General features: G+C 37.8%; 2 protein-coding genes. Both read left to right on the top strand.

The annotated features are described in order from the left end of the window. Nucleotides 1-161 precede the first annotated feature (161 nt). The gene (locus NZM04_10875; GenBank protein ID MCS7064518.1) at nucleotides 162-1,970 is read left to right on the top strand and encodes an ABC transporter ATP-binding protein/permease; all 1,809 of its coding nucleotides are present in this window, start codon (nucleotides 162-164) and stop codon (nucleotides 1,968-1,970) included. 876 nt (nucleotides 1,971-2,846) lie between these two features. Next, nucleotides 2,847-3,353: NAD(P)-binding domain-containing protein (locus NZM04_10880; protein MCS7064519.1), on the top strand; the 507-nt coding region annotated here is incomplete at its 3' end.

Genomic DNA, 3,353 nt, shown 5'->3' on the forward strand with positions numbered 1-3,353 from the left:
CAGCATCCACAACGCCAGCGTCACACCCCAAGTCGGCATCATAGCCCTCGAAATTCAAGCCGACCGCCCCACCATACAACAAGCCATCCGCTGGCTCGAATCCCACTCCATCCAAGTCGAACCCGTCGAAATCAACACCATAGAAGGATAAAAAAATTTTGATGAAATCTCAAATCAAAAGAGCCTTAACCGCGGTTAAAGAAATATTCTATCTCGCTAGCCTATACAGTAAAAGAAAAGTCATCTTGCTCTTTTTAATATCCTTAATACAAGGGATATTTAACGTCTTTGGCGTCATTTCGATATTTCCATTCCTCGCCGTTGCTTCTGACCCCAATCGAATACTAAACTCAAAGTATGGGGCCATATTACTAAATACACTTAATATACAAGATCAAAATCAGCTAATCATTTGCTTCGGCATATTAGTAGTAATATCTATTATAATATCAAATATTGTAAATTTTTTTGCGGAGCATAAAAAAGCCAAAGTTATCCATGAATGCGGACACTATCTACGGCTGATATTAATCAGAAAGATTATTTCCATGCCTTATCAAGATTTTATACGTAGAAGCCCTAGCTTGTATGTTAAGAAAATTGTCTATGATGTAAATTACTTTGTCTCTTATGTCTTCTCACCTTTGCTTGACGTCATAGCACGTGCCATACTAATTGCCTTATTAGGAATCACAATGTTTGCGGTTCATCCTACCATTGTGCTGATTCTGACAACTATTTTTTGCCTATATTATTTAGTCTTTTTTCTATATAATAGAAATCGCAGAAGACTCATATCTGAAGAGACAAACCAATCATTACGCGCTATATATAAATTAGCAAATGAAATAATAACTGGCATAAAACCTATTATCATCCACTCCGCGGGAGAATATCTAATTAGCAAACTTGCCGACGCCTCTTCAAAATATTCCAGAGTGCAACCCAAAATTACATACTTAAGCAACTATCCCAAAACTTTAATTGAACCTCTAGCCTTTGGTTCGATAATATTTGTTGTCATATTAAATTTCTCCATTCAGAAAAACATCACAGAAATATTACCAAACCTAGGTGTTATTGCCCTCGCTGGATATAGAATGCTGCCTGCGCTGCAATACTTATATTCTCAGCTCAACAACTTAGAAGCTCACATAGCCTCACTTCATGAAATCTATGAAGAAATTAGTCAATGTCACAAGACGACAAACACTAAACCTATCACAAAAAACGTTAAAGTTGCGGACTGGCACAAGGAATTAGAAATCAAGGATCTATCATTCACTTACGACAGAAAAAGCCCGTTCGTTTTCAAAAATCTTAATTTAAAAATCAAAAAAAACTCAATGATTGGAATAGTTGGTCCAACAGGCTGTGGTAAATCCACACTTCTTGATCTGATTTTAGGTCTCCTAACCCCTACCTCAGGTCAAATCATGGTCGACGGTATGCCCCTCCATGAATTCGGGTTAGATAGATGGCATTCAGGTATAGGCTATGTTCCTCAAGATATATTTCTTCTAGATGACACTCTAGCAGCAAACATTGCTTTGGGTGTGCCGAGTAATAAGATCAATTATGAAGACTTAAGATGTGCTGCTGAAGCAGCCCAGATATTGAGCTTTATAGAAAATTTGCCAGAAAAGTGGAACACCCAAGTAGGTGACAGAGGAATAAGACTATCCGGAGGCCAGCGTCAACGTATAGGAATTGCTAGAGCACTTTACCATAAACCTAATATGCTCATTCTTGATGAGGCCACAAGCGCACTTGATGTTCATACTGAATCTGAATTCATGGAAAGCATAAGAAAATTTCAAGGCAAACTGACAATTATCATTATCTCTCACCGCCTTAACACCTTGTTAAACTGTGATATTGTATTCAATTTAGACGAATTCAAAGCAAAGCAATTAAATCTTGATATGAAAGACCCTCATCTAACGACACAAGCTCACACATGCACGTAATACTGCGAATCTAATTACTAAAAACATAATATTAAAATGGATTCCCACTAATTTTATCATTTCCGAGAAAGAGTTTGCTATGAGAAAAAAATTAATGTATAATGTTGTTCACGAAAGATCAATTATTACTTGTGTTGGAATGGATGTAGGTTTAAATTCTCTAAGGGAACAGAAAAACACTTAAACCTATGCTAAACTTGAGCGACTATAAAATATACTTTAAATTACGTGTATATGAAATGGAACAAAATGGCTTGTATTTCAGCTCAATCATATGAATTTTAAGGTCCAGCACCAATTTTTTCAACTGAGGTATCATTATAAGGTTATGCCACTAATGCTGAGTAATTAGGCCAGCAAAGTGCACATTGTAGGCAGAATGACCCTTAAAAAGTAAGACTCTTATGCTGACGAGAATAGGAAGTAAGGGTGTGAGTTGCGGGCATCATAATCGGAATGATATTGTGTTTACAATTGACAAAGGCTCACTTCTGATCCCACTGATAGCAAAATCAAATCATTATCATAAGGTTAAGTCGCCGCAGTTGACATCAGATTTACCTGTGCTAAAATTGGTGCCAAAGCGGTTGTTAGAGATAGTGCATAATAGTGTAAAGTTGCATGAGAAGTTGAAGAATAACGATGTAGAAATGATAATAGCATCACACAAAGATAATCCTGTTGAACAGACAATCCAAGAGTGGGTAGTTCAAGGGTCAACGGCGCAATGGTATAATTTACAGAGGTCATTCGCATGCTCATAATAGAGTATAGGGTTTTCTATGCGGTTTTATTATTCCAGCTGCCCCCAGAGTTTTGTCGCCATCCATTCATCCCCAACATCCTAAACAAGAATTTAAAATGGACTCATCACAAATGAAAAAAATCATCGTAATCGGAACAGGATATGTAGGACTACCCGCAGCTCTAATGTGGGCACAAGCTGGCCATGAAGTCGTCGGGGTTGATATCAATGAGAATCTTGTCAAGGCAATAAACGAACGAACTCTGCTTTTAAACGAAAAGGAACTCCAAGCTCTACTTTCCGATCCCATCGTTAAAAGCAATCTCAAAGCTACCACTTCGCCTACTCACGGAGACGTATTCGTCATTGCGGTGCCCACTCCCGTTGATCCTCTAAAAAAGGTTTGTGACTTTTCTGCTGTCACATCAGCGATAGAATCTATATGCCCATATCTACAAAAAGGAAATCTCCTCATATTAGAAAGCACTGTCCCACCGATGACATGTAGAAAAGTGGTTAAACCACTTGTGGAAAAACTTACCCCTTTCAAAATTCCAGACGACATTTATCTAGCACACTGTCCTGAGAGAATACTGCCCGGTGATATTTTTAGAGAAATAATACACAATGATCGCTTA

It is taken from the genome of Candidatus Methylacidiphilales bacterium (assembly GCA_025056655.1).
Classification (GTDB): Bacteria; Verrucomicrobiota; Verrucomicrobiia; order Methylacidiphilales; family JANWVL01; genus JANWVL01.